Origin of the sequence: Mycobacterium kansasii ATCC 12478, from assembly GCF_000157895.3 — a bacterium.
GTDB lineage: Bacteria > Actinomycetota > Actinomycetes > Mycobacteriales > Mycobacteriaceae > Mycobacterium > Mycobacterium kansasii.
This window is the reverse complement of sequence record NC_022663.1, coordinates 4,900,395-4,926,229: the sequence shown is the minus strand read 5'-3', so window position 1 is coordinate 4,926,229 and position 25,835 is coordinate 4,900,395. Positions and strand designations below refer to the sequence as shown.

Here is a 25,835-nt window from a genome sequence, read left to right as displayed (position 1 = left end):
CACACTATTGCCACCGCGGCGATAGACGAATTGGATGTTTACGAGCCGTCGTTGCATGTGAACAAGGAGTTGAACCCGCGGCGATACAGCCCATCATCCAGACAGGAGATCTCGGAATGGCTGATCAACAGACGTCGTCATCGCCAATTCCCAGCCGGCAATCGTCGCGCCCCCTGATCGGGAAGGGCTGGATTCAGGGTGTGGCCCTGGTGATGATCTTCGGCTTCCTGGTGATGGGAATCCTGGTCTACCGCACGTATACCGCGGCGATGCCGATGCCGGACAAGGTCGTCACCGAATCGGGCCAGGTCCTGTTCACCGGCGACGACATCACCCGCGGCCAAGAGCTCTACCAGGCGCGTGGCCTCATGCAATACGGTTCGGTGCTTGGCCACGGCGCCTATCTGGGGCCCGACTACACCGCCGACTACCTGCGCATGGCCACCGACGACGTCGCCGATCAGCTACGGGCCCAAGGTGTGGCCGACCCCCGCGATCGGGTGGTCACCGAATTCCGGACCAACCGCTACAACCCCGATACCAAGACGCTGGTGTTCACCGACCGCCAGGCCGCGGCGTTCGGGCGGATCCAAAACCACTACGCGGCCTACTTCGGGGAGAACTCGACCAAGTACGGGCTGCTGCCGCAGCTGATCACCGATAAGGCACAAATCCGGGACCTGACCGCGTTCTTCGCCTGGACGGCATGGGCGGCCGCCGCCGAGCGGCCCGGCCACAAGTACAGCTACACCAACAACTGGCCGGCCGAGCAGCGCGTCGACAACGGTCCGACCGCAGCGGTGATCCTGTGGTCGGCGCTGTCGCTGATCGCGTTGCTGGGCGGCATCGGGATCATGTTCGCTATCTACGGACGCTGGAGCCAAAAGGTCGGCTGGCACAGCGCCGAGGTGTCCAACCTCTCCTTCCGCCAACCCGGCGAGGTGAGCCTGACGCCGGCCCAGCGGGCGACCATCTGGTTCTTCGCGATCGTGTCGGTGCTCTTCCTGGCCCAAACACTGCTGGGCGCCGCCGCCGAGCACTATCGGGCCGACTTGTCGAACTTCTTCGGCCTGGACCTGGCTCGGCTGTTGCCGTACAACCTGGCCCGAACCTGGCATCTGCAGCTGGCGCTGTTCTGGACCGCGGCGGCGTTTCTGGCGGGCGGCATCTTCCTGGTGCCGTTCATCAGCCGTCGGGAGCCCAAACGCCAGGGCCTGTTGGCTTACGTATTGCTGGGCGCGGTTGCGGTCGTGGTGTTCGGCTCGCTGATCTGCGAGGCGCTCTCCATCTACGGGGTGATTCCCCAGGGCGGGCTGCTCTCCCAGCAGTGGGAGTACCTCGACCTGCCGCGGCTGTGGCAGATCCTGCTGATCGTCGGCATGTTCGTCTGGATCGCCATCATCTTCCGCGGCATGCGCGCCCGGCTCAAAGGCGAGTCGAAGATGAACATGCCGTGGTTGTTCTTCTTCTCCGGCCTGGCCATCCCCACCTTCTACGCCGTCGGGTTGTTGGCCAGCAGCGGCACCCACTACACCGTCGCCGACTTCTGGCGGTTCTGGGTGGTGCACCTGTGGGTCGAGGACTTCCTCGAACTCTTCACCACCGTGATGGTCGCCTACATGTTCGTCCTGCTGGGTGTGGTGCGTGAACGAATTGCCCTGGGTGTGATCTTCCTCGATGTCATCCTGTACTCCGCCGGCGGCGTCATCGGCACCATGCACCACCTGTACTTCTCGGGCACACCGGTCGAGCACATGGCGCTGGGCGCCTTCTTCTCGGCTGCCGAGGTCATTCCGTTGACCTTCCTGACGGTCGAGGCGTGGGCGTTCCTGCAGCTGGGTGCGCGCCAGCAGTCCGGCGACGGCAACCCGTTCCCGCATCGCTGGGCGGTCATGTTCCTGGTCGCGGTCGGGTTCTGGAACTTCGTGGGAGCAGGCATCTTCGGATTCCTGATCAACCTGCCGGTCGTGTCCTACTACGAGATCGGCACCGCGCTGACGGCAAACCACGGACACGCGGCCATGATGGGGGTATACGGCATGCTGGCGGTCGGCCTGGCGATGTTCGCCTTCCGATATGTGATCCCGGCCGACAAGTGGCCGGAGAAGCTGGCGCGAATCTCGTTCTGGGGCATGAACATCGGCCTGGCCTGGATGGTGTTCGCCACCCTGCTGCCGTTGGGCATCCTGCAGCTCTACCACTCGGTCAACGACGGCTATTTCGAGGCGCGGTCGCTGGGCTACATCACCAAGCCCGGCAACGCGGTGATCGAATGGCTGCGGATGCCCGGTGATCTGATCCTCATCGTCGGCGGCGTGCTGCCGTTCGTCTGGATCGCCTGGATCGCGTTGCGCAACTTCCGCTCCGGTTCGACGGTCGAGGAATTGCCGGAACATCCGCTGTACACCGAGGTTCGGGCGGAGCCGACATCCGGTGTTAAGTCGCCGGCGAGGGACTGAGCGGTGGCGCCGCCGGCTGCCTCGGTCTGGCTGTTCGCCGGGTACTCGCTGGCGTTGCTGGCCATCGGGTGGAGCTTCGACTCGATGGCGCGGCGGGCATCGGCGCGTGCCGCACGCTGGCGCACCGGCCAATTCACGTATCACCCCGACCACGACGCCTGGGTGTGTCCACAGGACCAATGGCTGTGGCCGAGTTCGTTTGATCCCAAGCACCGGGTCATGCGTTATCGGGCGTTGCCGGTGGTGTGCAACAGCTGTCCGGTCAAAGACAGCTGCACGACGTCGGACCACGGCCGGGAGATCAGTCGCGAGGTGGACCCGTGGCCGCACTCGGACGCCGGCCGATTCCACCGCGGGATCGCTTGCTGCGTAGCAGCCTTGGGAATCGTGCTGCCGCTGGCGACGTTGATCGCCAACCACTCGCCGGCTGAGGTGTTGGTGTTGACGGGCACCATGCTGGTCGTCGTGCTGCTGGGGCTGCCGCTCGCCCGCCACCTGTGGAACACCCCGTCCAACGCGCCCGACCATCTGCCGCATCGCACCGCGATCGAGGACCAGGTGGCTGCCGCGGTCGACCGGTATTCGACTCGCTGGGGCGGCTGGGAAGGCAAGGAGGACAAGACATCGTGACCGGTGTGGTGATCGGCTTCATCGTTGTCGGCGTGGTGGTTCTGGTAGTGCTTGCCGTGCTGTCGCCGGCCGTGCTGCGGGAGTACGAGCGCGGGGTGGTCTTCCGGATGGGGCATGTGCGCCCGCTCTACCAACCTGGACTTCGGTTTCTTATTCCGTTGGCGGACAAAATGATCCGGGTCGACCAGCGGCTGGTCACGCTGACCATCCCGCCGCAGGAGGTAATCACCCGTGACAACGTGCCGGCCCGGGTCAATGCGGTCGTCATGTTCCAGGTGACCGACCCGATGAAAGCGATTCTTGCGGTGGAGAACTACGCGGTGGCCACCTCGCAGATCGCGCAGACGACACTGCGTTCCCTGCTGGGCCGTGCGGACCTGGATACCCTGCTGGCACATCGCGAGGACCTCAACAGCGATCTACGCACCATCATCGAAAAGATGACCGAGCCGTGGGGTGTGCAGGTTCGTGTAGTGGAGATCAAGGACGTCGAAATTCCCGAGTCGATGCAACGGGCCATGGCCCGAGAAGCCGAAGCCGAGCGGGAACGCCGCGCCAAGGTCATCAATGCCCGAGGTGAGCTGCAGGCGTCAGAGGAACTGCGGGAAGCCGCCGAGACTTTGTCGAAGAGCCCCGCCTCACTGCAATTGCGCTATCTGCAAACTCTTTTGGAGCTGGGCGCCGACCAGAACTCGACGGTCGTCTTCCCACTGCCGGTCGACATCATCACCCCGTTTCTGCGGCAACCTGAACTGTTGCAGAGCGTTGTCGACAACTTCAACCACCGCGGCTAACCGGGCACCGCACCGTCTGAGGAACTCACAGGAAAGTCCCAGAGACGATTTGGCTTCGCCGTGACTTAAAGTCGCGGCTCCGGGCTGGTCTGCAAAGCTACTGCACCACAGCCCTGTTCACACCAGCTACCAGTTGCTACACACCGCGGCTCACCGCACCCGCAAGCCCGCCTGCGGGATAGTCGCCGCCCTGCGGCCACCGTCGACTGGCTATACGCTGACCGCGGCCCGCGGCCTGCCACACATGTCGTGATGCAAGTCGACGGTCTGTGCCGCCCTATTCCCGCACCCACGCCGAAGCCGAAGCCGCGCCGAAGCCGCTAAGAAGGCCACAACAGTCAAGGGGCTGTGACGCAATGGATTACGCATTCTTGCCGCCGGAGATCAACTCTGCGCGAATCTACAGCGGCCCGGGACCGGGCTCGTTACTGGCTGCTGCAAGAGGCTGGGATGCGGTAGCCACCGAATTGACGTCCGCGGCCGTGGGCTACCGCTCGGTGATCTCATCCCTGACCGCCATGTACTGGTGGGGTCCGGCGTCGGTGTCCATGCTGGCGACTGCCGGTCCTTTTGTGGAGTGGCTGGAAACCACTGCTGCGCAAGCGAAGGAGTCCGCCGATCAGAGCAGAGCGGCAGCGGCCGCGTTCGAGCAGGCCCATGCGATGACGGTTCCTCCCGCGGTGGTCGCGGCCAACCGCACCCAGCTGAAAGCGCTGATCGCATCGAACTTCTTCGGGCAGAACACTGCGGCGATCGCGGCTACCGAGGCGCAATACGCGGAAATGTGGGCCCAGGACGCCGCCGCCATGTACGGCTACGCGAGCAACTCGGCCGCCGCCACGGCGCTGACGCCGTTTTCCTCCCCTGAGCTGAGCGTGGACCCGGACGGGGTGGTCGCCCAGAGCGCCGCAGTCAGCCAAGCCGCCGGCGGCGGCTCCGCCGGAAACACCGCGACCGTGTTGTCGTGGTTGGCTTCCCTGGCGCCCGAGGCCCTGCAGGCGGTCCAGGATTGGCCGAATATTCTGCCCGACGACTTCACCATTCTTGACGCCATATTCGCGGTCTATGCAACCGTGGGCGTGTCACAGGATGTCGAGTCGTTCGCCGCCGGAATCATCGGGGCCGAGGACAACCTGGGCCTGTTCGGCACCACCGAAAATCCAGCCGAGTTGCTGCCGGCCGGCCTCTCCCCGGTCTTCTCAGCGGCCGAAAGCAGTACTGGCGCAGGGCTGTCCAGTGTGGTAACCGCGAGCATGAGCCGGGCGGGCTCGATCGGCCCGTTGTCCGTGCCAGCGTCCTGGACCGCGCCGTCGACCGGTCCCGTAACGGCGTTGTCCGGCAGCGGCTTGACCACCATCCCCGGGACCGAGGTACCCGATCACGGCCTGCCGGGGGTACCCGGCATGCCGGCCGGCACCCTGAAGCGAGCCTCGAGCGTCGTGCCCCGCTACGGGGTCCGGCTCACCGTGATGTCGCGCCCACCGGCAGCCGGCTGATCACCGGCCGCACCCTTCGTCGACTCCGGTAACGGGCCGCGGTGTCGCTACCGGCATACCTGCGCCCGACCATTCCTGCGATCGGGCAAATCGGGAACGCCGAGCAGCCCCGGCAAACTTTCGTTTCTCTCGTCCATCTGGCAAATTCACTGCGAACTCATGTAGCCGTCGCCTAACATTCACTCCAACCGGCGTACGCGGTCGGCTGTGGCTTGCCAGTTTTAGGGCATTCCGGAATCGAAGGTCACCCAACATGCCCTGTGCGAATGGCCCACCAGCGACCCAACTCCCCCGACGCCACCTGAAAAGAGCCCGAAAGGTCCTGGGCCGCAATCTCACTGACCCGGTGCGCTGTTAGTCCCGGATTCCGGACCGACGGGGACAACCTGTCTTCCACGACATTGCCAACGCGGCACCTACCGACGCCGCCACCGAACCGATCGCGGGCACTCCCCACCGTAACTACTATCTAAGGAGCTGTGACACAATGGATTTCGCCTTATTGCCGCCGGAAGTCAACTCCGGCCGGATATACACCGGTCCCGGCCCGGGCTCGCTGCTCGCGGCGGCGGGCAGCTGGGACGCGCTGGCCACCGAGCTGGATACCACCGCGCAGACCTACGAATCGGTGGTTTCGGGCCTGACCACGTTGGATTGGTATGGCCCCGCATCGGAGTCGATGGCCGCAAAGGTCGCCCCCTATGTGAGTTGGCTCTACACGACGGCGACCCAGACAAAGCAGACGGCCATGCAGGCCAGGGCCGCGGCGGCGGCCTTCGACCAAGCGTTTGCGATGACTGTGCCACCGCCGGCGATCGCGGCCAACCGCATCCAGCTGATGGCGTTGATCGCCACCAACTTCTTCGGTCAGAACACCGCAGCGATCGCGGCCACCGAGGCGCAGTACGCCGAGATGTGGGCCCAGGACGCGGCGGCGATGTACGGCTACGCCACCAGCTCGACGGCGGCGGCGCAACTGATGCCGTTCCCCTCGCCGTCGCAGACCACCGACCCGGCCGGGCTCAGCGCCCAAAGCGCCGCCGTCGCCCAAGCCAACGCCAGCGCGGCCGCCACGGACCCGATTTCGCAGCTGGTTGCCGCGGTGTCCCAATCCCTGGGGGCGCTGTCCGGACTACAAATTCCCAATTTTCTTCCTGCCGACTACGCCGTCCTCGACGGGATATTCGCCATATACGCGACGTTCAGCGCGATTGACAGCGTCGAGTCGATCGCCGACGGCATCATCGGCGACGAAGCCGCATTGGTGCCGGCGTTGACCAGCGCCACGGAGGCCATGCCCGCCGAGGCTTCGACGCTGGTGGCGGCGCAACAGCCGGTCGGTGCCGGATCGGGGCTGGGGCCCAACGCGGTGCTTGCGAGCGCCGGCCGCGCGGGTTCGATCGGGCAACTGTCCGTTCCGGCAAGCTGGGCCGCCCCGGCCACCCGGACGGTCTCGGCATTGTCGCCCGCGGGCCTGACGACGATTCCGGGCACCGAGGAGGCGGGCGCAGGTGCGCCGGGCGTCCCGGGCATGGCGGTGCCGGCGCAGTCGCGAGCCTCCGGGGTGCTGCCCCGCTACGGGGTGCGGCTCACGGTCATGGCGCACCCACCGGCGGCCGGGTGACTCGGTTAGTCGGGCGGCTCGGGTGGCGGCTCGGCCGGTGCGAAGTTCCAATTGTCCGGGTTCTTCGGCGAATACACGACTGGAAGTACCTGCCCGATGGCCGGCCACTGGCTGACTTCGACGACCATTCGCCGATACACGCTGTGCTCGTTGATGGTTGGGCCGTTGAGGACGCCGGAGATGGTGACAAACTGCTCGCCCGTCTCGTCAGGCCGGGGACTGACGCCGGTCACCAGCAGTGTGCCGCTCGCCAGGGCACCGCGCGGGCCGGGCGGAAAGAACCGCGGCGCAAGGAACACCACCAGTACCGCGACCAAAATGAGCAACACGCCCAATTCCCATCCCATGCCGCCATGGTAGGACTGCTGGCGTGAGTCAGCAGGATCTACTCCTTGCGCTAGCGCTCGCCGACCGTGCCGATGCGGTGACGCGCGCCCGGTTCGGCGCGCTCGACCTGCACGTCGACACCAAGCCCGACCTGACCCCGGTAACCGACGCCGATCGCGCGGTCGAAACCGAGATCCGGGCCGCGCTTGGCCGGGAACGTCCCGACGACAGCATCCTGGGCGAAGAATTCGGGGGAACCACCATCTTCAGCGGGCGGCAGTGGATAGTCGACCCGATTGACGGAACCAAGAACTTCGTGCGCGGGGTGCCGGTGTGGGCCAGTTTGATCGCCTTGCTCGAGGACGGCGTTCCCTCGGTGGGCGTGGTGAGCGCACCCGCGTTGCAGCGGCGGTGGTGGGCCGCACACGGCCAGGGTGCGTTTGCCTCAGTTGACGGCGCGCGGCCCCGCCGGCTGTCGGTTTCCTCAGTGGCAGAACTGGATTCGGCGAGCTTGTCGTTCTCGAGTCTGTCGGGCTGGGCACAGCTCGGCTTGCGAAACCGGTTCATCGAGCTGACCGACGCGGTGTGGCGGGCGCGCGCCTACGGGGATTTCCTGTCGTACTGTCTGGTGGCCGAGGGAGCCGTCGACATCGCCGCCGAACCGGAGGTGTCGGTGTGGGATCTGGCCGCACTGGACATCCTGGTACGCGAGGCGGGCGGGCGGCTCACCAGCTTGGACGGCGCGCCCGGGCCGCACGGCGGCAGCGCCGTGGCGACCAACGCCCTGCTGCACAACGAGGTTCTGGCCAGGCTCGGCGGGGAGTAGCCTGGCGTCCGAGAATGAGCTCTTCAGCCGACGACCCGTTCACCGTCCCGACCACACACTGGCACCGCCTCGACGACGGCCGGCTCCAGTGCGACGTCTGTCCGCGTGCCTGCAAACTCCACGAGGATCAGCGCGGGCTGTGCTTCGTTCGCGGCCGGCGCGCCGACCAGATCGTGCTGACCAGCTACGGACGCTCCAGCGGGTTCTGCGTCGACCCGATCGAGAAGAAGCCGCTCAACCATTTCTTGCCCGGGTCGGCCGTGCTGTCGTTCGGCACCGCGGGATGCAACCTGGCGTGCAAGTTCTGCCAAAACTGGGACATCTCCAAGTCGCGGGAAACCGACACCCTCGCCAGCCGCGCCGGTCCCGGCGACATCGCTCGTGCTGCCGACGAATTGGGTTGTCGCAGTGTGGCATTCACTTACAACGATCCGACGATATTCTGGGAATACGCCGCCGATGTCGCCGACGCCTGCCACCGGCGGGGCGTCAAAGCGATCGCAGTGACGGCCGGGTACATGTGCCCGGCCCCGCGCGCGGAGTTCTACCGGCATATCGACGCCGCCAACGTCGACTTGAAGGCGTTCACCGAGGACTTCTACCGCAAGGTCTGCGTCGGGCACCTGCACGACGTGCTCGACACCCTCGTGTATCTACGGCATGAGGCCAACGTCTGGCTGGAGATCACCACCCTGCTGATCCCGGGCCGCAACGACAGCGACGCAGAGCTCGCCGCCGAATGCGCATGGATCCGCGAAAACCTGGGCGTCGACGTGCCGTTGCATTTCACCGCCTTCCATCCCGACTACAAGATGACCGACACGCCGCCGACACCGCCGGCCACGCTGCGGCGGGCCCGGCGGATCGGCATCGACGAAGGCTTGCGGTTCGTCTACACCGGAAACGTCCACGACACCGAGGGCGGCACCACATGCTGCCCGGGATGCGGGACCGCGGTGGTGGTTCGCGACTGGTATGCGATGCGGCATTACGCCCTGACCGATGACGGATGCTGCCGAGGGTGCGGCTGTCAGTTGGCCGGTGTGTACGACGGCCCCGAGGGAGGTTGGGGCCGGCGCAGGCTTCCGCTGCCCGCCAGCCTGTCAACGGTGTGAATTAGCTAACGCCCCTAATTATCTTACTCGGGAGTAAGATAAGGTCATCGCACCGCCCCAACGACAGAGGCAAGCTGACATGACCAACACACTTCCCGCTGCTAAAGCTGCTTCCAGCCCGCCGGCTCAGCGCAGCCGCAACCGCCTGTCCCGACGCGGCCACCAAACCGCAATCGGGACGCAGCCGCACAAACGAAGCGGAATCGACGTCGCACTGGCCCTCCTGACACCCCTCGTCGGCCAGGAATTCCTGGACAAATACCACCTGCGCGACCCGCTGAACAGAACGTTGCGCTACGGAACCAAGACCATCTTCTCCACCTCCGGCGCCGCGACCCGGCAGTTCCGGCGGGTGCAGAGCCTCCGTGGCGGCCCGACCCGGCTCAAGGCCAGCGGCAAAGACTACTTCGACCTCACCCCCGACGACGACCAGAAGATGATCGTCGAGACCGTGGACGAATTCGCCGCAGAAATCCTGCGACCCGCCGCGCACGACGCCGACGACGCTGCGACCTACCCGCCCGACCTCATCGCCAAAGCCGCCGAGCTGGGCATCACCGCGATCAACATCCCCGAGGACTTCGACGGCATCGCCGAACACCGCTCCAGCGTGACCAACGTGCTGGTGGCCGAGGCACTGGCGTACGGCGACATGGGGCTGTCGTTGCCGATCCTGGCCCCCGGTGGAGTGGCGGCCGCGCTGACCCACTGGGGCAGCGCGGACCAGCAGGCCACCTACCTCACGGAATTCGCCGGCGAGAACGTTCCGCAGGCGTGTGTGGCCATCGCCGAACCACAGCCGCTGTTCGACCCCACCCGGCTCAAGACCACCGCCACCCGCACCCCGTCCGGGTACCGGCTCGACGGCGTCAAGTCGTTGGTCCCGGCCGCTACCGCCGCCGAACTGTTCATCGTCGGCGCCCAGTTGGGCGGCAAACCGGCCTTGTTCATCGTCGAGTCGTCGGCCAAGGGTCTGAGCGTCAAGCCGGACCCGAGTATGGGCGTCCGCGCCGCGGCCCTGGGTCAGGTCGAGCTGAGCGGAGTCACCGTCCCGCTGAGCGCGCGCCTGGGTGAGGACGAGGCGACCGACGGCGACTACTCCGAAGCGATCGCGCTGGCCCGGCTCGGCTGGGCTGCGCTGGCGGTCGGCACCTCACATGCGGTTCTCGACTACGTCGTCCCCTACGTCAAAGAACGCCAGGCCTTCGGCGAGCCGATCGCCCACCGGCAGGCCGTAGCGTTCATGTGCGCCAACATCGCCATCGAGCTGGACGGACTGCGGCTGATCACCTGGCGCGGGGCGTCGCGAGCCGAGCAGGGCCTGCCCTTCGCCCGCGAGGCCGCGCTGGCCAAGCGGCTCGGCGCCGACAAGGGGATGCAAATCGGCCTGGACGGCGTCCAGCTGTTGGGCGGCCACGGTTTCACCAAGGAGCACCCGGTCGAACGCTGGTACCGCGACCTGCGGGCCATCGGCGTCGCCGAGGGTGTCGTCATTATCTGAGTCGTTATCTGATCCGAGCCGAAAGTCTAGTGATGGCAATCAATCTGGAACTACCACGCAAACTGCAAGCCGTGATGACCATGACGCATCAGGGCGCCGCCGAAATCATGCGGCCGGTCTCGCGCAAATACGATCTGAAAGAGCACACCTACCCGGTCGAACTCGACACCATGATGAGTCTGTTCGAGGGTGTCGCGGACGCCAAATCGGTCGCCTTCGCCGGGGCCGACGCTCTCGGCGACACCGAATCCACCACCGACAACCACAACGGCGCCAACATGGCCGCGCTGCTGCAGACGCTGGAGGCCTGCTGGGGTGACGTCGCGCTGATGTTGACCGTCCCATACCAGGGGCTGGGCAACGCGGCCATCTCCGCGGTCGCCACCAACGAGCAACTCGAGCGGCTGGGCAAGGTGTGGGCGGCGATGGCCATCACCGAGCCGGGATTCGGATCGGACTCGGCAGCGGTGTCGACGACGGCCACCCTCGACGGCGACGAGTATGTGATCAACGGCGAAAAGATCTTTGTCACCGCCGGATCGCGTGCCACCCACATCGTGGTGTGGGCCACCCTGGACAAGTCCAAGGGCCGCGCGGCAATCAAGTCGTTCATCGTGCCGCGCGAGCACCCCGGTGTCACCGTCGAACGGCTCGAGCACAAGCTTGGCATCAAGGCGTCCGACACCGCCGTGATCCGCTTTGACAACGCGCGCATTCCCAAGGATAACCTGCTGGGCAACCCCGAAATCCAAGAGGGCAAAGGCTTTTCGGGGGTGATGGAGACCTTCGACAACACCCGCCCGATCGTTGCCGCCATGGCCATCGGGGTCGGCCGCGCAGCGCTGGAGGAGATCCGCAAGATCCTCACCAACGCCGGAGTCGAGATCGACTACGACCGACCCGCGTATGTGCAGAGCGCCGCCGCGGCCGAGTTCCTGCGGATGGAGGCCGAGTGGGAGGCCAGCTATCTGTTGGCGCTGCGGGCGGCCTGGCAGGCCGACAACAACATTCCCAACTCCAAAGAAGCGTCGATGAGCAAGGCCAAGGCCGGCCGGATGGCCAGCGACGTGACGCTGAAGAGTGTCGAATTAGCCGGCACCACCGGCTATTCCGAACAGACGCTGCTGGAGAAGTGGGCTCGCGACTCCAAGATCCTGGACATTTTCGAGGGCACCCAGCAGATCCAGCAGCTGGTGGTCGCCCGTCGGCTGTTGGGCCTGTCGTCGGCCGAGCTCAAGTAGGAGTGCCGAGCACCACTCACCGCACCACCCGCACACCGGTCAGGTCCAGCGCAATGTCGACCAGCATGTCCTCCTGCCCACCTACCATGCCGCGCCGCCCGGCCTCTTCGAGCAGCGTGCGGGCGTCGACGTCGTAGCGGGCGGCGGCGGCCTCGGCATGCCGCAAAAAGCTGGAGTACACCCCGGCGTAGCCGAGCGTCAGGGTTTCCCGGTCGACACGCACCGGCCGGTCCTGCAGCGGACGGACCAGGTCGTCGGCGGCATCTTCGAGCAGGTGCAGGTCACACCCGTGGTCCCAACCGAGCCGGCTGGCCGCGGCGATGAACACTTCGAGCGGGGCATTGCCTGCACCGGCACCCATACCCGCCAGTGACGCGTCGACCCGGTTGGCCCCGTGCTCCACCGCGACGATCGAATTCGCCACGCCCAGCGACAGGTTGTGGTGGGCGTGCACGCCGATTTCGGTTGTGGCATCCAACTTTTGACGTAGCGCATCGATACGATCGGCGACGTCGCGCATCAGCATCGCTCCTCCAGAATCAACGACGTAGACACAGCCGGCGCCATAGCTCTCCAGGCATGCGGCTTGCCCGGCCAGCGCGTCGGGCGTGGTCAGGTGACTCATCATCAGGAAGCCGACCGCATCCATGCCGAGTTCTCTTGCCGCAGCGAGGTGTTCGGCGGCGATGTCGGCTTCGGTGCTGTGGGTGCCCACCCGCACCACGCTCGCCCCGGCCCGGCGGGCGTCTTTGAGGTGGCGTACGGTGCCGACTCCCGGCAGCAGCAGCGTTGCGACCTTGGCGCGCTTGACGGTACCGGCGACGGCTTCGATCCATTCGAGGTCGGTGTGCGCCCCGAATCCGTAGTTGCATGTCGACCCGGCCAGCCCGTCGCCGTGGGCCACTTCGATCGAGTCCACTCCGGCCGCGTCGAGCGCGCCGGCGATGGCTATCGCCTGTTCAATGGTGTACTGGTGGCGCACGGCGTGCATCCCGTCGCGCAAGGTGACGTCGCTGATGTAGAGGTCGTGGATCATGTACGGGCTCCGGCGGTTTGGCTGGCGCGGTCGGCGATGCGTTCAGCGGTGGCCTTGGCTGCCGACGTCATGATGTCGAGGTTGCCGGCGTAGGCGGGCAGATAGTGCCCTGCACCGGCGACCTCGACCAGGACGGTGACCCGAGTGCCGGTGAATTTGCCGGTCTCCGGAATGAACAGCGGATTCGCGGCGGTGCAGGCATCGAACTGGACACGCTGCTTGAGCCGGTAGCCGGGCACATAGTTTCTGACCTGCTCGACCATCGCCTCGACCGACCGCTCGATGGCGAAGTGGTCGACCTCGCCGTCGACGAGGCAGTACACCGTGTTACGCATGACCACCGGCGGATTCGCGGGGTTGAGGACGACCAGCGCCCGGCCGCGTTGGGCTCCCCCGACGACTTCCAATGCCGCAGAGGTGGTTTCGATGAATTCGTCGATGTTTGCCCGGGCACCACGCCCGACGGATTTCGACGAGATGGACGAGACGGTCTCGGCGTAGGACACCACGCCGACCTGACCGACCGCGGCGACGATGGGGACCGTGGCTTGTCCGCCATAGGTCACCATGTTGAGGTTGCGGGCCTCGAGGTGGTCGTCGAGGTTGACCACCGGCACGCAATAAGGTCCAAGGGCCGCCGGCGTCAGGTCGATGACCCGCACGCCGGTGCCCTCGAGCTTGGCCCAGTTCGCCCGGTGCACGCCCGCCGACGTGGCGTCGAATACGACCTTGATGTCGGCGAAATTCGGCATGGCCAAGAGGCCGTCAATTCCCCCGGCGGTGCACGCGACCCCGAGCCGTTCGGCATGCGACAGCCCGTCGGACTCCGGATCGGTGCCGGCCATCGCCGCCATGGCGAGTGGACCGTCGCCGCACAGGATCTTGATCATCAGGTCGGTGCCGAAGTTGCCCGAGCCGATGATGGCCACCGGCCACTTCGCTGGTGTGGTCACGCTTTTCCTCAGGTGAAGGTCAGCGACACGGTGCCCAGACCGCCGATGGTGGCGCAGGCGTGATCGCCGGGTTGGACAGATGCCGCGGTGGTATATGACCCGGATATGACGAACTCTCCGGGCCGGATCTCGGTGCCAAAGGGGCTCAGCGCATTGGCCAGCCAGGCGACCGCCTCCGCCGGGTCGCCCATCACCGCCGAGCCGGTGCCCGTGTCGATCTCAGTTCCGTTGAGTGACAGCGACGCCTGCACGTCAGCCAAGACGGGGCCGTCGGCGAACGTCACCCAGTCACCGAGCACGACGGCCCCGGAGCTGGCGTTGTCGGCGACCGTGTCGGGCAGGGTCAGCGCCCAATTGGCGATCCGGCTGTCCACGATCTCCAGAGCGGCGGCCACCGCCTCGGTCGCGGCGCGGACGTCGGCGGCGGTAACCCCGGGTCCGCGTAACGGCTCCCGCAACAGGAAAGCGACCTCGGGTTCGACCCGCGGCGCGCAGAACCTTGCGGCCGGGACGGATGTGCCGGCCACAACCATGTCGTCGAGTAGGTAACCGAAGTCGGGCTCGTCGACGCCGAGCAGGATCTGCATCGGTTCGGACGTCAGGCCGATCTTGTGGCCAACCACCCTGCGTCCATCACGCAGCCGGCGAAATAGGTTGACCTGCTGGATGGCGTACGCCTCGACAACGCCGAGGCCGGGGTAGCGCGCGCTGAGGGGACCGATCGGTGCCCGGCCCTGCTGCGCGGCGTGCAGCAGCTCGGCGGCCTCGTCAACTTGAATCATGCTCAGTTTCATCGCTTCTTCCGTTCTTCGACGAACCGACGGGCCATGTCGTAGATCGCGCGCGCGTGCAACTCGAACAGCGCTACGAGATCGACCGCGTCGCCGCCGACCTCTTTCGCGATGAACAGTCCGTCCGCGCCGGCCATCGCGTACGTCGCCACCTGATGGGCGTGCGCGTCAGTCAACCCGGGTGTGAATTCCCGGAAGTTCTCCACCAATTGCCCGAATGCCTGGGCACGGACCTGCAGGAACATTGTGCGGGCGCGCGGTTCGGTGGGCCGGCGTTCCAGCGCGAGCATGAGACCGAGCCGAATGAAGTCCGGCGCATCCAGCAACGCCTTGGCTATCTGAGTGGCCAATCCCTGGAACCGCTCTTCCGCGGTGCCGCTCTCCGGTGCGCCCCATGCCGATTCCCAGGCGCCGAAACTGCGCTCGATGACGGCGGCAATCAGGTCGTCCTTGTCCTTGAAGTGCCAGTAGATGGAGCTGGCGGGCAGCCCGCACTTGGCGCTCACCAGCGCGATGCTGGTGCCCTCGTAGCCGCGTTCGGCCGCAATCTCGGTGGCCGCGTCAAGGATTCGTGCGCGTGATAGCTCGCCGTCGGCGCGGCCGCGGCGGGGCTTCGCGGCCTTGGGCTCCTTGCTCTTGGCCATCGAGCCTCCTTGATATCGGATCTTGACTATGTAGTGATCACTACACTACCGTAGTGATCACTACAGTACAAGCCCGGCGGCCGGGCAGGAGAGGTGAGAGCCATGATGGAGCCTTCGATCTACGACGTGGCAGTGATCGGCTACGGCCCGACCGGGGCTACCGCAGCCAACCTGCTGGGTCAGCTGGGATTGAAAGTGGTTGTTATTGAACGTGATCCGGATATCTACGGTCGGGCCCGCGCCATTTCCACCGATGAAGAGGTCATGCGGATCTGGCAGTCGGTCGGCTTGGCCGAGCGCCTGCAGCAGGACATGCTGCCGGACCGGCCGATTTCGTTTGTCGACGCCGACGGCCGGTCCTTCATCAACCTCACGATCGAGTCTCACGGCACCGGGCATCCGCCGCAGCAGTTCCTGTATCAGCCCGCGGTGGACAAGGTGCTGCGCGAAGGGGTGGACCGCTTCCCGAACGTCGAGGTGCTGCTGCAACACGAATGTCTGCGCGTGGCCCCCAAGGGCGACGCGGTCGAGCTGATGCTGGCCGACCTGCGCGCCGACACATTTAAACGTATCCAGGCGTCGTATGTCATTGCCGCCGAAGGAGGCTCGTCACCGACCCGCGGACAGCTGGGTGTCGGCTACTCGGGACGTACCTACGCCGAACGCTGGATCGTCATCGATACCAAGGTGAAACGTCAATGGAACGGCCACGACCGTCTGCGGTTCCACTGCAATCCGGCGCGTCCCACCGTCGATTGCCCGACCCCGCTTGGCCATCACCGCTGGGAGTTTCCGGCCCGTGCCGGCGAGGACGATCAGAAATTGGTTCAGCACGAAGAGATTTGGAAAGTCCTCAACGCCCAGGGCATCACCGGGGATAACGTCGAGATCCTGCGCGCCGTGGTCTACTGCCACCACGTCCGGGTCGCCGACCGCTGGCGCGTCGGGCGCGTCTTCCTGGCCGGCGATGCGGCGCATGCCATGCCGCCGTGGATCGGTCAGGGCATGTCGGCGGGTGTGCGCGACGCGGCCAACCTGTGCTGGAAGCTTGCCGCCGTCCTCCGCGGGCGGGCGCCGGACTCGCTGCTGGACTCCTACCAGGACGAACGCAAGCCGCATGTCACCGAGGTGACCCGGCGCGCGGTCTTCGTCGGCCGAATCATCACCGAACACCACAAAATCATTGCGGCGCTGCGCAATGGGGCCGGACGTGCGCTGACCCGGCTACCCGCGGTGATGACGCAACTGCAGAAATTCATGTGGGTTCCCCAAGCGCGCTACGAAGACGGCTTCTTGGCGACCGGCCATCGGGCGGCCGGCTGGCAGATCCCACAACCGTGGGTCGTCGACACCAAGGACGCCACCGTGCGTCTCGACGACGCGCTCGGTGACGGATGGGCACTGCTCTACATCGGGCATGCGCCTTCGGGTTCTCGTGCCTGGACCGAGCTCGGCGTACCGGCGATCCGGGTGATCGGTCCGCAGGATGGTGCGGACCCGGCAGCGATCCGCGACCGCGACGGCACTTTGCTGCGCTGGCTGCGACGCAAGAATGCGCCGGCGGTGGTGCTGCGCCCGGACGGATTCATCTACGCCGCAGCCCAATCCGGACAACCGCTGCCACCCCCGCCGGCCGGGTTCTCCGGCAACACCGTGACCGCGTCCAGCAAGGTCGGAGCCGGCGCATGACCGCAAGCACGCTTGCCGAGCGCACCGTCATGGTCGCGGGCAAACCAATCTCCGTCGCCGAGAAGGGCAGCGGGCCGGCCGTGTTGATGCTGCACGGCGGCGGGCCCGGCGCCGCCGGGGTATCCAATTACTCCCGGAACATCGATGCGCTCGGCCGCAATTTCCGTGTGATCGTTCCCGACATGCCCGGTTACGGCCGCTCGGCCAAGAGCGTCGACCATACCGACCCATTCGGCTACCTGGCAAACATGATTCGCGGACTCCTCGACCAACTCGGCATCGACTCCGCACACCTGGTCGGCAATTCCTATGGCGGCTCGTGCGCGTTGCGGCTTGCCCTCGACACGCCGCACCGGGTCGGCAAGCTGGTGCTGATGGGACCCGGTGGGATCGGGACCACCCGCGGTATCCCGAGCGCCGGGCTGAAGAGCCTGCTCACCTACTACACCGGCGAGGGACCTACCCGCGACAAGCTGGAGACCTTCATCCGCAACTATCTGGTCTACGACGGCGCCTCGGTCCCCGATGAGCTGATCGACCTGAGGTACGCCGCCTCCATCGACCCCGAGGTCGTGGCGAATCCGCCGCTGCGGCGCCCGTCCGGGCCGAAGGCTTTGCACACCCTGTGGCGCATGGACCTCACCCGCGACGAGCGGCTCAAACATCTGACGACCCCGACCCTGGTGCTGTGGGGCCGAGACGACAAGGTCAACCGGCCGACCGGCGGCCCAATGCTGCTGAACCTGCTGCCCAATGCGCATTTGATCATGACCCCGCGCACCGGCCACTGGATGCAGTGGGAACGCGCCGAGTTCTTCAACCACGTCGTGCGTGAATTTCTTTCGGACGGATCGGGGTACGCATCATGACCACACCACCCGTGTCGGTGTTCGGCAATGTGCATCTGGGCTACGTCGTCATCGAGACGAACAGGTTTGACGATTGGCGCCGCTTCGGACGCGACGCCATCGGCATGCATCTTGACGACGCGTTGGCCGACGTGATCCGGTTTCGCCTGGACGACAACGAATGCCGGTTCCTGCTGCAGCGCGGCCCGGCCGAAGACGTCACGGCGCTGGGATGGCAACTCGATGACCACCACACCTTCGACGAGATCGTCGGTCGAGTACGGCGACACGGTGTTCCGATCGCCGAAGGCACCGGCGAACAAGCCCTGCTGCGCGGCGTGGAAAGACTGGCGCGGTTCCCCGGGCCCAACGGGCTAGCACAGGAGATCTTCACCCGGGCGCGACGCGGCACCACGCCGCTGCGGATGGCGGTGCGCGGCGGCTTCGTCACCGGTGACGGCGGCATCGGCCATGTTGCCGTCACATCGAAGAAACCGCATCAGGTTCGCGGTTACTTCAACACCGTCTTCGATGCCCGGCTCAGCGACTACATCGACGAGACGATCAGCGGCCTGAAGTTCAAGATCCGCTTTCTGCGGGTCAACCGGCGTCACCACTCCGTGGCGATCGCCGCGACGAACCTGTTGCCGCTCAACCCGATTCGAACCCGAGTACAGCATGTCAACGTCCAGGTCGCCGAACTTGACGACATGACCGCGTCCTATCAGCGGGTCAAGGAACTCGGGTTCCACATGGCGCTGGGTGTCGGTCAGCACACCAATGACCGCGAGCTGTCCTATTACGCGATGACGCCCTCGGGTTTTGAATGGGAGCTCGGCTGGAACCCCATTGTGGTAGACGAAAACACCTGGGAGCCAACGACACATCAGGGGATCAGCATCTGGGGCCACACCCCGGAAGGCGAGCACATCATCGGCAAGCTGGCGCAGTTCAAGACCGCGGGACGGTCATTGCTGCGCCGCGAAGACACCGTGCCCGCGCTGGCCGGGGCCGGCATCCCCGACGACTACTAAGAGGCGATCACGCCGCGTGTCATAGCGGCCCCTACGGCGCCGGATCTCAGGGCGCGATTTCGCGCGGTGGGTCCACCTCGTCCTCGCAGGCGACCAAGTCCAGCTGCCACCACTGGACGTCGTGCCAGGCCCCGTGCTTCCACCCGACCCGCCGTAATCGGCCCGCCGGCTGGAACCCGAAAGCCTCGTGCAGGGCATTGCTCGCGTCGTTGGGTTGGGCAATGGCGGCGAATGCTCGCCGGAAACCACGTGCCGCGAGCCTACTGAGCAATTCGGCGTAGAGCTTTCGCCCACCCCCCGTGCGCACCCGGTCGCGCGCCATATATACGCTCGTCTCGACGGACCACCGGTAGGCGGCGCGCGGATTGAATTGCTGCGCATAGGCATAACCGGCGACGTCTCCCGCAACCTCGAGCACCAGCCATTCGTGCATTACGCGCGCGGCGACGATACGGGCGGCCATCTCCTCGACCGTCGGCACTTCCGTCTCGAAGGTAATCACGGTATCCAGCACATACGGCCGGTACACGGCGAGGCAGGCCGCAGCGTCGGCGGCGATGGCAGAACGGACATGTTCGGGCATCAGCCGACAACTTCGTTCAATTGCTCACGGGTCCCGTCGAGCTCGAGATCGACCAAGGCCACGGCGTGCGCCGGCCGCGGCCCAACTGCGCGGCGGCACATTTGGTCACTCGTGAGCCTCAACGTCGCGGTCAGAGTCTTGCGTCGACGGCGTCGGGCTGTGCCGTCAACAGCTTCGTGTCGGCCGTGACGAGCGTGAGCCGCTCCACCCTCGCCTGGGCCGCCAGGACCGCGTCGAGTGGGTCCTTGTGGGCCAGCGCGGTGAGGTCGGACGCCAGGATGTGGCGACGTGTTTCGGGCAGATCCCGCAGACCGGACCGGTCGATCGCGTCGTCCAAATCGTCCGGCAGCGCAACCTTGCCGACAGCCGCCTTGATGGCGCGTTCCCAGGTGCTCACCGCGGAGACGTAGACCGCTGCGCTTCCCGCGATCCGGTCGCCTAATCGCGGATTGTCGTCGAGCAGCCAGAGTAGGACATGGGTGTCGAGCAACAGGCCGCTCATTCGATGCCAAACAACGCATTGAGATCGCTATCGGTGTCGTCGAAGTGGTCCGCGTCGTAATGCAGCCGTCCGGCCAGGCCGCCGAAGGCGATGTCGGTGCGTGGGTGCGGGACCAGGTCGGCGACCGGCTTGCCGGCGCGGGCGATCGTGATCGTCTCCCCGTTCTCGACGCGAGCCAGCAGTTGCGGCAGATGGGTTTTCGCATCGTGGATGTTGACGGTTGACACAAGATACCAGTCCACTGGACTTAGTCTAGTTGGGCTAGCAACCGACAATCCGGGCCTCGGGCGCCTGGCGGTTGGCGGGCGAGCAACGAAGGCACGCGGCGCCGCGACTAGCGTCGAACCTCATGGACACGTTTCAAGCGCTGGTGGCACGCCAGGATGCAGACCGGATCAGCACGGCGGTGGAGACGTTGACCACGGCCGACCTACCGCCCGGTGAGGTGACCATCCGGGTGTTGTATTCGAGCGTCAACTTCAAAGATGCGCTCGCCTTGACGCCGCGCGGCGGTGTGGTGCGCACCTATCCCATCGTTCCGGGCATCGACCTGACCGGCCAGGTCGTCGACTCGCAGTCGCCCGACTTCGCCGTCGGCGACATGGTGTTGGCCCACGGCTATCAGATCGGTACCGGCCACCACGGCGGCTATGCCGAATATGCGCGGCTGCCCGCAGATCAGGTGATGGCGCTCGGCGCGCTGAGTCCGCACGACGGCGCGGCGATTGGTACCGCCGGATTCACCGCCGCGATGAGTGTGCAGGCGCTGATCGACTGGGGCATCGCACCTGAGGCCGGTGCCGTCGTCGTCACCGGCGCATCCGGTGGCGTCGGCTCGGTCAGCGTCGACCTGCTGGCGGCGGCGGGCTACCGGGTGGTGGCCTCGACCGGCAAGCCCCAGGCCGCCGAACTGCTGAAAACACTTGGTGCCATTGAGGTTATCGGCAGGCTGCCCGCCGACCCGGACGCGAAACCGCGGCCATTGGCCACCGCACGCTGGGCAGCCGCGGTGGACTGCGTGGGCGGCGCGACGCTGGCCGATGTGCTCAGCGCCGTCGACTACGGCGGGGCGGTGGCCGCCAGCGGCCTCACCGGCGGCGCGGCCCTGCACACCACGGTGATGCCGTTCATCCTGCGCGGTGTCGCGCTACTGGGCATGGAGTCGGTGCTGATGGCGATCGGTCCGCGCCGTCAGCTGTGGGCACGCCTCGGCGATTCGCTTCGGCCGCGTCACCTGGCCGACATCACCACCGAGGTCGACATCAAAGACGTGGTCGACGTGGTCGACCAGGTGCGGGCCGGCGCATTCACCGGACGGGCCGTGGTACGGGTAGCGGGCGGGTTCTAGATTGGGTCCGGGAATTGATAACGGAGGTGGTATGCGCGCAATACGGGTGACTCGGCTCGAAGGGCCGGGTGCGGTGGAAATATCAGAGATCGACGAACCCGCCGGCGAGGGTGTCGTGGTCGACGTGTACGCCGCCGGCGCAGCGTTTCCGGACGCCTTGCTCACCCGTGGCCTCTACCAGTACCGGCCAGAGCCGCCGTTTGTGCTCGGAGCCGAGATCGCCGGCGTGGTCCGCTCGGCGCCCCAGGATGCGCACGTGTGTGCCGGCGACCGGGTTGTCGGGTTGACGATGCTCACCGGCGGCATGGCCGAGGTCGCAGTGCTCTCCCCCGACCGGGTGTTCAAGCTGCCCGACAACGTGAGCTTCGAGGCGGGAGCGGGCTTGCTGTTCAACGACCTTACGGTGTACTTCGCCCTGCGTGTCCGCGGCCGGTTGCAGCGCGGCGAAACGGTACTGGTGCACGGCGCGGCGGGCGGCATCGGCACGTCGGCGCTGCGGCTGGCACCGGTACTCGGGGCGTCGCGCACCATCGCGGTGGTCAGCACCGAGGAGAAGGCCGCGATTGCGACGGCGGCGGGTGCCACCGATGTGGTGCTGGCCGAGGGATTCAAGGATGCGGTCAAGGCCCTGACCGACGGTCGCGGCGTCGACGTCGTGGTCGACCCGGTCGGTGGCGACCGGTTCACCGATTCGCTACGCTCACTTGCCCCCGCGGGACGGCTACTGGTCATCGGCTTCACCGGCGGCGAAATTCCCACGGTGAAGGTCAACCGGTTGCTACTCAACAACATTGACGTAGTCGGTGTAGGGTGGGGCGCCTGGGCCGGAAAGCATCCCGGCGCGCTGTCGGAGCAGTGGGCCGCGCTCGAGCAGCTGCTCAGCTCGGGCGAGCTGCCTCCCCCCGAGCCGGTCGTCTACCCGCTGGAGCAGGCCGCCGCCGCGGTGGCATCGCTGGAGAATCGCACCGCCAAAGGCAAAGTCGTGTTGCGTGTCCGCGATTAGCGAGCACGGTCAGATCAGCGACGCGAAATCGCCGGCAATCGATTTGGCCGCGCCATAGTAGGCGTACGCAAGGAAGAAGCTCAGGAATGTGAGCAGTCCCGTGTCGGCGGCAATCGGATAGCCGATCGCATTGATGATGCCCGCGGGATCGCCGTCGAGTGCTTGCCTGACGCCGTCGAGGAAGAGGTTGACGTCATAGGACGGCAGGGAAACGAGGATGGCGCTCAACATATCTGCGGTCGGAAGCAGGGTCGCATAAGCCGACGACGTCGCGCTGGTGACGGCGTTGGTGAGGTTGGTGTTCCCGGTCTGCAGACCCTGGATGATGCCGTCGATCGTGGTTGCCGCGACGGTGGGCGGGGTCAAGTCGCTGAGCGCGAAGGGATTTGGCGCTGGGTTTCCTGCCGGGGCATGCCATGTGCCGAGATCTGCTGCGGCAGCACCGATCCCCTGCCTCGTCCCATCGATCAAATCGGCGACGACAACCCCCGGGCTGGCGTCGGGGAACAGCCCGAACGGGGTTGGCACATTGGCCGGCCCGGTCGAATAGCCGTAGTCGGGGTTGCCGTAACCCAGGTTCACGATCACCTTCAGGTCCGGTTGAATCAGATCGGCGACCGTATTTCCCAGGGGTAGTGCACGCAACGGTTCGAGCAGCGGCAGATTCTGGGTGGGAATCATGTAGTAGGTGGTCGTGGTCGGCCCCTGCGTCGGCAGTTGCACAGCCGTAACGACCTGCGCCGGGGTCAGCACCGGATACTGCGGGTGCACATACAGTGCGCCGAGCATGGCGTTGGCGTCGGCCACCAAATTGAGCGGGTACTGCGGAAAATCGGCGAACCCGTCGTACTCGATCGTGTAGATGACCGTCGGGTAGTCATTGGCCGGTGTCGAGCCCGGGAAGGATTTGCCCATGCTCGCCAACGTCAGCCCGTCGAAGCGCGAATACAGGCCGCCGTTGGGGTTCATCGGATCACCAATCAGCGAGAAACTCACCGAACTCGTCGGTACTCCTTCGGCTTTCAGGTTCGCCATTTCCAGCGACGCAATGCCGGCGCCTTGCGAGAAGCCCTGAACGGCAACGTTGTTCCCGGTGGCCAGCTGTGCGTGTATGGCGTTGTCCAGGATGGTAAGGCCTTGAGCCCACGACGCGTCTTCGGTCAGCGTCTTCACGCCGGTGATCCAATACGACTGCGCAGGCGTGTATAAGGATTGCGCGTTAGCCGTGGTAAAACCCGGGAAGGTGGGGGTGACGTAGTCGGCAACCACGGTGTTCACATAGCTTTGCGACGGAATGGGATAGCCGCTGCCGCCGATCACCAAAGTGACACCGGTTGCCGCTGTCGATGCGCTGGGGCTGCTCGCCGAGACAGCGGCTTCGGCCGCCTTCATGCCGCCCACCGGGCTCTCCAGGGTCGATAGCAACGTCTGCCACGGTGTCAGCTGCGCGACGGCCGCCGACGCACCGGCGTAGTAGCCCGCCATCGCGCCCACATCCTGTGCCCACAACTGCTCGTAGTGGGCCTCGGTGGCCGCGATCGCCGGCGCGTTGAGCCCCAGGACATCGGCTGCGACCAGCGACACCAGGCGGGACCGGTTCTGTGCCAGCATCTCCAGCGGCACCGTGGCCGTCCGCGCCGTCTCGTAGGCGGCAGCCGCCGTTGCGGCGTGACGACCGGCCGCTGCCGCCCTCGTCGCCGCGGCCCCCAGCCAGCCCGGGTACGGGGCCACCGCCGCGGCCATCGCCGCCGCCGCCGGACCCTGCCACGCGGAGCCGCTAATCTCCGACATCACCGACGACACCGCAGTCGCGCTCGAGGCCAGATCTTCGCTCAGCGTCGCCCACGCCGTCGCCGCGGCCCGCAGCGGCGCCGGTCCGGGGCCGCGCAAAATCCGCGCGGAGTTCACCTCCGGCGGCAACGTCAAGAACTCCATCACACCCCACCTCCCCCTCAGAACGTCAACACGCGTAGACAACTGCGGGGTACCGTAACCGCTTTTGTCACCGGCCGTTGCGGTTTTAGAAAACTTTGGTTGACATTGTGCACAGTCGAAGTCGCTTCGTGTCAACCGCATTGGATACCGGAGGCCTGTGCATCACGGCGCGGTTCGGCGATTCGGCTGGTCGAGCCGATGCCGCGTGCGCCGCCGTCGCTGAGTCGCCGGCCGTGCCGGCGCCTACCGCACGGAGCGGGGCCCTTGCATCCAGCGTAAAGAAAAGTAATATCACTTTCAGTTTTGTGTCGCCGAATTCCCCCGTAGCTGCCCGACCCCCTGGAGCCACCGTATGGAATCCTTTGTCCACCTGCGTAAGGGCCGGACACCGCGGCGCCTGCATGCCGATCTCGACGGGCTCAAGGACGACGAACTGGGCCGCGGCGGATTCACCGGACGGACCGCCAACATCTACCGCCGCCACGACCCCACCGCGTATCGGGCGGTCGGCCCGCTGCGACCCCTCGACGTCCTATCCGATGACCTCAAACCCAGCGACGCCACCGATGCCAACGGCGGTCCGCTGCTGATGTTCCACAACATCGACTGCCGGATTCTGCTGAGCCGCCGCCACCAGGCCATGCCGTTCTACACCCGCCACGTCGACGGCGACTTGCTGTGCTTCGTCCACCGGGGCAGCGGCATGGCCGAAACCGAGTTCGGCCCGTTGCGTTACCGGGAGGGTGACTGGGTCTATATCCCCAAGGCCTGCACCTGGCGCCAGATACCGGACAGCGAAACGACCCTGCTGATGGTCGAGGCCGCCGACGAATTTCGGGTGCCGGCGCCGGGCGCGCTGGGCCGGCACTTCCCGTTCGACCCGTCGCAGATCACCATCCCGGAGCCGGCACCGATCGACGACGATGACCGTGACCAATACGAGGTGCGGCTGATCCACCGGCCTCTTGCCGAGGGCGTCCCGACAAGCCTTTACTACCAACACAATCCGATCGACGTCGAAGGCTGGCGCGGCGACAACTTCCCGTTCACCTTCAACATCGGCGACTACAACGTCGTCACCTCCAACAGCGTCCACCTGCCCCCGACAGTGCATCTGTTCATGCAGGCCACCGGGGTCTATGTCATGAACTTCCTGCCCAAACCCGCCGAGGGCATCCCCGGCACGGAACGCACACCCTGGTATCACCGCAACGTCGACTATGACGAGATCGCCTTCTTCCACGGCGGTTCGCTGTACGGCATTCCGATGCCGCCGGGGCTGATATCCCATGCCCCCCAAGGCGTTCACCATGGGGCACCGGAAAAGGCACGGCAACGCGCCCGTCGCAAGTTCGACGAATATTCGACCGTCGACTGGCAGGTGATCGCCATCGATACCCGCCGGCGACTCACCCCGTGCGCCGAGATGCTGGCCCACGACCTAGGGCAGCACTGA

General features: G+C 66.1%; 24 protein-coding genes. 15 read left to right on the top strand and 9 right to left on the bottom strand.

Features of this window, described 5'->3' with window-relative positions; translation table 11 throughout:
• Positions 1 to 116: 116 nt before the first annotated feature.
• The 5 genes from MKAN_RS21400 (at position 117) to MKAN_RS21380 (ending at position 7,003) form a co-directional block, all read left to right on the top strand.
• The gene (locus tag MKAN_RS21400; RefSeq protein WP_023371950.1) at positions 117 to 2,459 is read left to right on the top strand and encodes a nitric-oxide reductase large subunit; all 2,343 of its coding nucleotides are present in this window, start codon (positions 117 to 119) and stop codon (positions 2,457 to 2,459) included.
• Positions 2,460 to 2,462: 3 nt separating this feature from the next.
• The gene (locus MKAN_RS21395) at positions 2,463 to 3,089 is read left to right on the top strand and encodes a hypothetical protein (protein ID WP_023371949.1); all 627 of its coding nucleotides are present in this window, start codon (positions 2,463 to 2,465) and stop codon (positions 3,087 to 3,089) included.
• The gene (locus tag MKAN_RS21390; RefSeq protein WP_023371948.1) at positions 3,086 to 3,883 is read left to right on the top strand and encodes a slipin family protein; all 798 of its coding nucleotides are present in this window, start codon (positions 3,086 to 3,088) and stop codon (positions 3,881 to 3,883) included. Before MKAN_RS21395 ends, MKAN_RS21390 begins: the two co-directional genes overlap by 4 nt.
• A gap of 356 nt (positions 3,884 to 4,239) precedes the next feature.
• Positions 4,240 to 5,379: a PPE family protein gene (locus tag MKAN_RS21385; protein ID WP_023371947.1), complete on the top strand. Its 1,140-nt coding sequence runs from the start codon at positions 4,240 to 4,242 to the stop codon at positions 5,377 to 5,379.
• Between the two features lie 487 nt (positions 5,380 to 5,866).
• Positions 5,867 to 7,003 (top strand): PPE family protein, encoded by a 1,137-nt coding sequence (locus MKAN_RS21380; RefSeq protein WP_023371946.1) that lies wholly within the window; start codon positions 5,867 to 5,869, stop codon positions 7,001 to 7,003.
• 5 nt (positions 7,004 to 7,008) lie between these two features.
• On the opposite strand, the gene MKAN_RS21375 is transcribed toward MKAN_RS21380, so the two are convergent.
• A complete protein-coding gene (locus MKAN_RS21375) occupies positions 7,009 to 7,350 on the bottom strand; it encodes a hypothetical protein (protein ID WP_023371945.1) in 342 nt (113 codons plus the stop codon).
• A gap of 23 nt (positions 7,351 to 7,373) precedes the next feature.
• Between MKAN_RS21375 and hisN the strand changes: the two genes are divergently transcribed.
• The 4 genes from hisN (at position 7,374) to MKAN_RS21355 (ending at position 12,013) form a co-directional block, all read left to right on the top strand.
• Positions 7,374 to 8,156: a histidinol-phosphatase gene (gene hisN / locus MKAN_RS21370; RefSeq protein WP_023371944.1), complete on the top strand. Its 783-nt coding sequence runs from the start codon at positions 7,374 to 7,376 to the stop codon at positions 8,154 to 8,156.
• Between the two features lie 14 nt (positions 8,157 to 8,170).
• The gene (gene amrS / locus MKAN_RS21365) at positions 8,171 to 9,271 is read left to right on the top strand and encodes an AmmeMemoRadiSam system radical SAM enzyme (protein WP_023371943.1); all 1,101 of its coding nucleotides are present in this window, start codon (positions 8,171 to 8,173) and stop codon (positions 9,269 to 9,271) included.
• A gap of 79 nt (positions 9,272 to 9,350) precedes the next feature.
• A complete protein-coding gene (locus tag MKAN_RS21360; protein WP_023371942.1) occupies positions 9,351 to 10,772 on the top strand; it encodes an acyl-CoA dehydrogenase family protein in 1,422 nt (473 codons plus the stop codon).
• Positions 10,773 to 10,804: 32 nt separating this feature from the next.
• The gene (locus tag MKAN_RS21355; RefSeq protein WP_023371941.1) at positions 10,805 to 12,013 is read left to right on the top strand and encodes an acyl-CoA dehydrogenase family protein; all 1,209 of its coding nucleotides are present in this window, start codon (positions 10,805 to 10,807) and stop codon (positions 12,011 to 12,013) included.
• A 16-nt stretch (positions 12,014 to 12,029) separates the two neighbouring features.
• Here the strand turns inward: MKAN_RS21355 and dmpG are convergent, their stop codons facing one another.
• From dmpG to MKAN_RS21335, 4 genes are read right to left on the bottom strand one after another with little or no spacing between them, the layout of a single operon-like run.
• The gene (gene dmpG, locus MKAN_RS21350; protein WP_023371940.1) at positions 12,030 to 13,049 is read right to left on the bottom strand and encodes a 4-hydroxy-2-oxovalerate aldolase; all 1,020 of its coding nucleotides are present in this window, start codon (positions 13,047 to 13,049) and stop codon (positions 12,030 to 12,032) included.
• Positions 13,046 to 13,978, bottom strand: a complete 933-nt coding sequence (locus MKAN_RS21345) for an acetaldehyde dehydrogenase (acetylating) (protein ID WP_036391801.1) — start codon at positions 13,976 to 13,978, stop codon at positions 13,046 to 13,048. The genes dmpG and MKAN_RS21345 overlap by 4 nt, the downstream gene beginning before the upstream one ends.
• Positions 13,979 to 14,010: 32 nt before the next feature.
• On the bottom strand, positions 14,011 to 14,796 hold the full coding sequence (locus MKAN_RS21340; RefSeq protein ID WP_023371938.1) for a 2-keto-4-pentenoate hydratase: 786 nt from the start codon (positions 14,794 to 14,796) through the stop codon (positions 14,011 to 14,013).
• Positions 14,793 to 15,437: a TetR/AcrR family transcriptional regulator gene (locus tag MKAN_RS21335; RefSeq protein ID WP_023371937.1), complete on the bottom strand. Its 645-nt coding sequence runs from the start codon at positions 15,435 to 15,437 to the stop codon at positions 14,793 to 14,795. Before MKAN_RS21335 ends, MKAN_RS21340 begins: the two co-directional genes overlap by 4 nt.
• 105 nt (positions 15,438 to 15,542) lie before the next feature.
• Here MKAN_RS21335 and MKAN_RS21330 point away from each other — a divergent pair, with 105 nt between their 5' ends.
• The 3 genes from MKAN_RS21330 to MKAN_RS21320 are packed head-to-tail and all read left to right on the top strand — an operon-like array spanning position 15,543 to position 19,008.
• Positions 15,543 to 17,126, top strand: a complete 1,584-nt coding sequence (locus MKAN_RS21330) for a bifunctional 3-(3-hydroxy-phenyl)propionate/3-hydroxycinnamic acid hydroxylase (RefSeq protein WP_036391799.1) — start codon at positions 15,543 to 15,545, stop codon at positions 17,124 to 17,126.
• On the top strand, positions 17,123 to 17,995 hold the full coding sequence (locus tag MKAN_RS21325) for an alpha/beta fold hydrolase (protein WP_023371935.1): 873 nt from the start codon (positions 17,123 to 17,125) through the stop codon (positions 17,993 to 17,995). Before MKAN_RS21330 ends, MKAN_RS21325 begins: the two co-directional genes overlap by 4 nt.
• Positions 17,992 to 19,008: a VOC family protein gene (locus MKAN_RS21320; protein WP_023371934.1), complete on the top strand. Its 1,017-nt coding sequence runs from the start codon at positions 17,992 to 17,994 to the stop codon at positions 19,006 to 19,008. The genes MKAN_RS21325 and MKAN_RS21320 overlap by 4 nt, the downstream gene beginning before the upstream one ends.
• Positions 19,009 to 19,054: 46 nt before the next feature.
• Here the strand turns inward: MKAN_RS21320 and MKAN_RS21315 are convergent, their stop codons facing one another.
• The 3 genes from MKAN_RS21315 to MKAN_RS21305 form a co-directional block, all read right to left on the bottom strand.
• The gene (locus tag MKAN_RS21315; protein ID WP_023371933.1) at positions 19,055 to 19,591 is read right to left on the bottom strand and encodes a GNAT family N-acetyltransferase; all 537 of its coding nucleotides are present in this window, start codon (positions 19,589 to 19,591) and stop codon (positions 19,055 to 19,057) included.
• 130 nt (positions 19,592 to 19,721) lie between these two features.
• Positions 19,722 to 20,093, bottom strand: a complete 372-nt coding sequence (locus MKAN_RS21310) for a type II toxin-antitoxin system VapC family toxin (protein WP_023371931.1) — start codon at positions 20,091 to 20,093, stop codon at positions 19,722 to 19,724.
• Positions 20,090 to 20,335, bottom strand: coding sequence for a type II toxin-antitoxin system Phd/YefM family antitoxin (locus tag MKAN_RS21305; protein WP_023371930.1), 246 nt, complete (start codon positions 20,333 to 20,335; stop codon positions 20,090 to 20,092). The genes MKAN_RS21310 and MKAN_RS21305 overlap by 4 nt, the downstream gene beginning before the upstream one ends.
• 107 nt (positions 20,336 to 20,442) lie before the next feature.
• Between MKAN_RS21305 and MKAN_RS21300 the strand changes: the two genes are divergently transcribed.
• Positions 20,443 to 21,441, top strand: a complete 999-nt coding sequence (locus MKAN_RS21300) for an acrylyl-CoA reductase family protein (protein WP_023371929.1) — start codon at positions 20,443 to 20,445, stop codon at positions 21,439 to 21,441.
• A 31-nt stretch (positions 21,442 to 21,472) separates the two neighbouring features.
• Entirely contained in the window at positions 21,473 to 22,444 is a 972-nt protein-coding gene (locus tag MKAN_RS21295; RefSeq protein ID WP_023371928.1) for an NADPH:quinone oxidoreductase family protein, read from the top strand.
• A gap of 9 nt (positions 22,445 to 22,453) precedes the next feature.
• On the opposite strand, the gene MKAN_RS21290 is transcribed toward MKAN_RS21295, so the two are convergent.
• Positions 22,454 to 24,379, bottom strand: coding sequence for a PPE family protein (locus tag MKAN_RS21290; RefSeq protein WP_023371927.1), 1,926 nt, complete (start codon positions 24,377 to 24,379; stop codon positions 22,454 to 22,456).
• A 352-nt stretch (positions 24,380 to 24,731) separates the two neighbouring features.
• Here MKAN_RS21290 and MKAN_RS21285 point away from each other — a divergent pair, with 352 nt between their 5' ends.
• Positions 24,732 to 25,835 (top strand): homogentisate 1,2-dioxygenase, encoded by a 1,104-nt coding sequence (locus tag MKAN_RS21285; protein ID WP_023371926.1) that lies wholly within the window; start codon positions 24,732 to 24,734, stop codon positions 25,833 to 25,835.